This window comes from Massilia jejuensis, from assembly GCF_042656795.1.
Taxonomy (GTDB): domain Bacteria; phylum Pseudomonadota; class Gammaproteobacteria; order Burkholderiales; family Burkholderiaceae_D; genus Telluria; species Telluria jejuensis.
Genome location: NZ_JBHSMS010000016.1, coordinates 1 through 3,820, shown reverse-complemented (window position 1 = coordinate 3,820; position 3,820 = coordinate 1). Strand labels below are relative to the sequence as shown.

The following is a 3,820-nucleotide window of genomic DNA, read 5'->3' as shown; positions in this document are numbered from 1 at the left end:
CTCATACCTTCTCCTTGTGCCTTATATTATGGCTCAGGAGTGTCTACAATAGTCGTGGCGATTCAACCTCAATCTTCAAATAGACGTCACTAGCCATAACTTTTCCGTCAAGGGTTAGCAAAGGGGTGATTCTTGCTCGGCTTTATCGTGGGCGTGTTGGGAGTCGTCAACGGTAGTCGTCTATAATTCGAGCAACGACCTTAGATGGAAAGCCACCTCAACTATGCGTACCAGGGCGCGCCCGTTGACCGTGGGCGAAATTGCGTTGGCGTCCCTGCTGTTCCGCGACGCTATCGACTACCGGCGTGTGCGCATCCATGCTCGCCGCTACATGCCCTTCCAGCCAAGTAACTGCGCGATGACGCCAAACGGCCACCTGTACTTTCACGCGTCCTGCTTCCTTGCCGACTATGCCGAGGCATCCGTCACTAACCAGCACTGGTACATGCACGAAATGGTCCACGTCTGGCAGCACCAACTTGGCTATCCGGTTCGCCTGCGCGGTGCCGTTCGCCTGGGCCTGTCCTACCATTACGATCTGCAGGGAGATGCGCTGCTATCCGACTACAACATGGAAGCGCAGGGCGACCTGCTGGCCGATTACTTCGTGCTGAAGTTCCTCGGGCGGCCGGAAGCGATGCGTCAGCGGCGCTATCAGGACGACCTTGCCTTGTACGAGCGGGTGCTGCGCATCTTCCTGGCCGATCCGGCCGACCGCGACAACCTGCACCGCGGTCTCGGACGCAAGCTGGCACGCTTGCCGCTGAGCCGCTGGACGAGGTAGCCGTCCGAGCCGGTGTGGGCTGATGCGTGGACGGGAATCCCACCATAACGGCGCGTGACGGATGCTTCCACCGACGCGTTCGAGCTGCCTTTGCGTGCCCGCAAAACGCCGGAATCGGCCGCCATCCACTCCCCAAGGTTTGACTTGCATCAATGCTGCTGCACGGCAACATAATAGGCTAGTTTCCTAATCCCCTTCCTGTTTTCCGAGCCCCTCATGAAGCTGCTTCCGACCCTGTTCCTCATCGGCCTTCTGATGTGTCCTGTGCAGGCGGCGCGGCGCGTGGGAGAAGCGCAGGTCCGCACAGGCAAGGGCAATTTGCCTTGCTTTACGATCGGAGACCGCGAGGAAAGCCGCGGTGCCAGTCCCGACTTCCAGTCGGTGACGGTCACGGCAGGAGAACGCATCCTGTGGCGCATGGCGATGCCGCGCGAGCGCACCTTCGCGTTGTCGGCGAGCATGTGCATTCCCTACGGCGGCCGGGTGCCGGCACTGCCGCAGACGCCGGCGGCGGCGCTGGCGAGCGGGATCATCTACGCGGTACAGCTCGATACCCGGTCAGGCAAGAGCGCCACGGAGCCGGTGCGCTACGTGACCCGATTTTGCCTGGCACGGCGATCCAATGGCGCCATGCGGGTTCGCCAGATCGATCCGAATGAAGGCCAGGGACGCGACCTCTACGGTTGCCGCGCTTGACTTCGCGGCTGCGCCCCATGTTTTCATACCTGAGCGGAACAGGCCAGAAACAGCCTGATCAGCGCACCGAAAGGAAGGCTGCCGCTTCCTCCCGGAATCTTTTCGGCTGGTCCCACATGATGAAGTGCGCGCTGTCCGGAATCCGCTTGAGGGTCAGCTGCCTCACCGGCGCATACCCCGACTTGTAGACGCCGTCGAATTGCGCGGGCGGCAGCGGCACGCTCTTCGGCTGCACGTACAGCACCGTCACCGGCACGCTGATCTTCGCCAGTTCCGGCATCAGGTTCGTGACCAGCAGTTCGCGATAGGCGCGGATGCCCACGCCGGCGTCGCTGGCCATCGAATCCTTGACTGCGACCGGGCGCATCGCCTCGGTGTCGACCATGCCGGCGATGGTGTCGTTGGCGCGCTGCGAGCGCAGCGCGGGAGGCGTGGCGCGCATGCCGGCGGCGACCCCGTCGGCCACCGCCTCGACCCGTGCCGGCGAGGCGCCGGGGCCGGCGAAGAACAAGCCCATGAAGGGAAACATGTCGACCACCATCAAGCGAGACAAGGTGTCCGGATGACGGCTTGCCAGCATCATGCCGATGGTACCGCCCAGCGAGTGGCCGATCACCGCCGGTTCCTTCAGTTTCGACTCCTTGATGTAGCGCGCGATTTCCTCGGCGACCGGCGCGGCCACCGGGCCTTCCTTGTTGGCGCCGGTCGCCTGCCCGGCGAATCCCGCCACGTGCACCAGGTGGTAGCGGTAGCCCGGCAGGGCGTCGACGGTCGAGGCCCAGACGCGCGGCGAGGAATTCAGGCCGGGGATCAGGATCACGTCGGGTCCCGTTCCCTCGGTGCGTACCGTGATGCGCTCCGATACGAACGGTGCCGCCAGCGCGCCGGCGAAGGGGAGGGCTGCGCAGACTGCGAGGGCGCCAGCCGTGAAGGCACGGCGCGAAAGGGTCTTCAAACTCATCCTGGCTCCTGGGGGTGGAAAGTAATTGCATCATCAGTCGGCGCGGGCGACGGCAATGTCGAAGTGCGGTACGTCCTCGCGCATGCCGAGCTTACTACAGAGCGCAACGGCACGGCGACGGCGAGGCGCCGCCGGCGATCCGTTAAAATGGCGGGATTCCTCTCTACCATTGCAGACATCATGACTCAGGACGAACTCAAGCAAGCCGTGGCACGCGCCGCCATCGATTACGTGGTCGACGGCGAAATCATCGGCGTCGGCACCGGCTCGACGGCCAATTTCTTCATCGACGAACTGGCGAAGATCAAGGACCGCATCAAGGGCACCGTGGCCTCGTCGGAAGCCACGGCGGCGCGCCTGCGCGGCCATGGCATTCCGGTATTCGACCTCAACGAGGTCGAGTCGATTGCCGTCTACATCGACGGCGCCGACGAGATCACGGAGCAGGGTGCGATGATCAAGGGCGGCGGCGCGGCGCTGACGCGCGAGAAGATCGTCGCTTCGGTATCGAAGCAGTTCGTGTGCATTGCCGACGGCTCGAAGCTGGTCGACACGCTCGGCAAATTCCCGCTGCCGGTCGAAGTCATCCCGATGGCGCGCGCGGCCGTGATGCGCAAGCTGGCGGCGCTCGGCGGCCAGCCGCGCCTGCGCACCAAGGCGGGCGGCACTGAAGCCTTCATCACCGACAACGGCGGCGAAATCATCGACGTCGTCGGCTTGACGATCGCCGATCCGGTGGCGCTGGAAAGCGAGATCGACGGCATCGTCGGCGTGATCGCGGTCGGCCTGTTCGCACAGCGCGGCGCCAACGTCTGCCTGCTGGGCACGGCCGACGGCGTCAAGACCCTGACCTTCTGATCACCGGACCTTGGGAGACGCGATGAAAGCACTGCTGGCACTGATGATGGCAACCGCTGCAAGCGGCTGCGCGATGTTCAAGCAGGCGCCCTTGCCGGCGCCGGTTGCCGCGGCACCGGCCAAGGCCGCGCCGCGGCTGGTCGACGCCAACGGCGTGCCGATCGAACGCGTGCCGTACCGTGTCGGCGTGTCGTCGACCACGGTCGAGCAGCTGGCCCGGCAGCATGCGTGCACCGGACCGGGCGCCGGTCTGATCACCGAACCGGGCCCGGTCGAGGTGTATCGCCTGCATTGCAGCGACGGCAAGGTGTTCATGGCGCGCTGCGAGCTGCGCCAGTGCCGCAAGATGTAAAACAAAGGCTGGGGCCAGGTCTGACATTCGGACACGAGCTCTGCCTTAGTTCATCGGCTTCGCTTTTTTGAAAGCAGCCATCGCTCGGCTAGGGCGTGTCTGAATGAGTTCATAGGAGCCATAACATAATTGTTGCCACGGTCACGGCAGCGAGGAAGTTATGGCCGCG

At 64.1% G+C, this 3,820-nt stretch carries 5 protein-coding genes; 4 read left to right on the top strand and 1 reads right to left on the bottom strand.

The genetic code is table 11. From position 1 onward, the window contains the following. The first annotated feature begins 265 nt into the window (after positions 1-265). Both ACFPOU_RS04995 and ACFPOU_RS04990 read left to right on the top strand, forming a co-directional pair. Positions 266-784, top strand: coding sequence for a Rhs element Vgr protein (locus ACFPOU_RS04995; RefSeq protein ID WP_379717836.1), 519 nt, complete (start codon positions 266-268; stop codon positions 782-784). A 216-nt stretch (positions 785-1,000) separates the two neighbouring features. After that, entirely contained in the window at positions 1,001-1,480 is a 480-nt protein-coding gene (locus tag ACFPOU_RS04990) for a hypothetical protein (RefSeq protein ID WP_379717834.1), read from the top strand. Positions 1,481-1,538: 58 nt separating this feature from the next. On the opposite strand, the gene ACFPOU_RS04985 is transcribed toward ACFPOU_RS04990, so the two are convergent. Continuing rightward, entirely contained in the window at positions 1,539-2,441 is a 903-nt protein-coding gene (locus ACFPOU_RS04985; protein ID WP_379717832.1) for an alpha/beta fold hydrolase, read from the bottom strand. Between the two features lie 180 nt (positions 2,442-2,621). Between ACFPOU_RS04985 and rpiA the strand changes: the two genes are divergently transcribed. Together rpiA and ACFPOU_RS04975 are read left to right on the top strand one after the other, a co-directional pair. Then, positions 2,622-3,299, top strand: coding sequence for a ribose-5-phosphate isomerase RpiA (gene rpiA, locus ACFPOU_RS04980; protein ID WP_379717830.1), 678 nt, complete (start codon positions 2,622-2,624; stop codon positions 3,297-3,299). A gap of 22 nt (positions 3,300-3,321) precedes the next feature. After that, positions 3,322-3,651 carry a hypothetical protein gene (locus tag ACFPOU_RS04975; RefSeq protein ID WP_379717828.1) on the top strand — a complete coding sequence of 110 codons (330 nt, stop codon included), beginning with the start codon at positions 3,322-3,324 and terminating at the stop codon, positions 3,649-3,651. Positions 3,652-3,820: the final 169 nt, after the last annotated feature.

What these genes read in the sequence shown, in the direction of transcription:
- ACFPOU_RS04975 (WP_379717828.1), top strand. Translation starts at nt 3,322, where the DNA reads ATGAAAGCACTGCTGGCACTGATGATGGCAACCGCTGCAAGCGGCTGC.
- ACFPOU_RS04985 (WP_379717832.1), bottom strand. Translation starts at nt 2,441, where the DNA reads ATGAGTTTGAAGACCCTTTCGCGCCGTGCCTTCACGGCTGGCGCCCTC.
- rpiA (WP_379717830.1), top strand. Translation starts at nt 2,622, where the DNA reads ATGACTCAGGACGAACTCAAGCAAGCCGTGGCACGCGCCGCCATCGAT.
- ACFPOU_RS04990 (WP_379717834.1), top strand. Translation starts at nt 1,001, where the DNA reads ATGAAGCTGCTTCCGACCCTGTTCCTCATCGGCCTTCTGATGTGTCCT.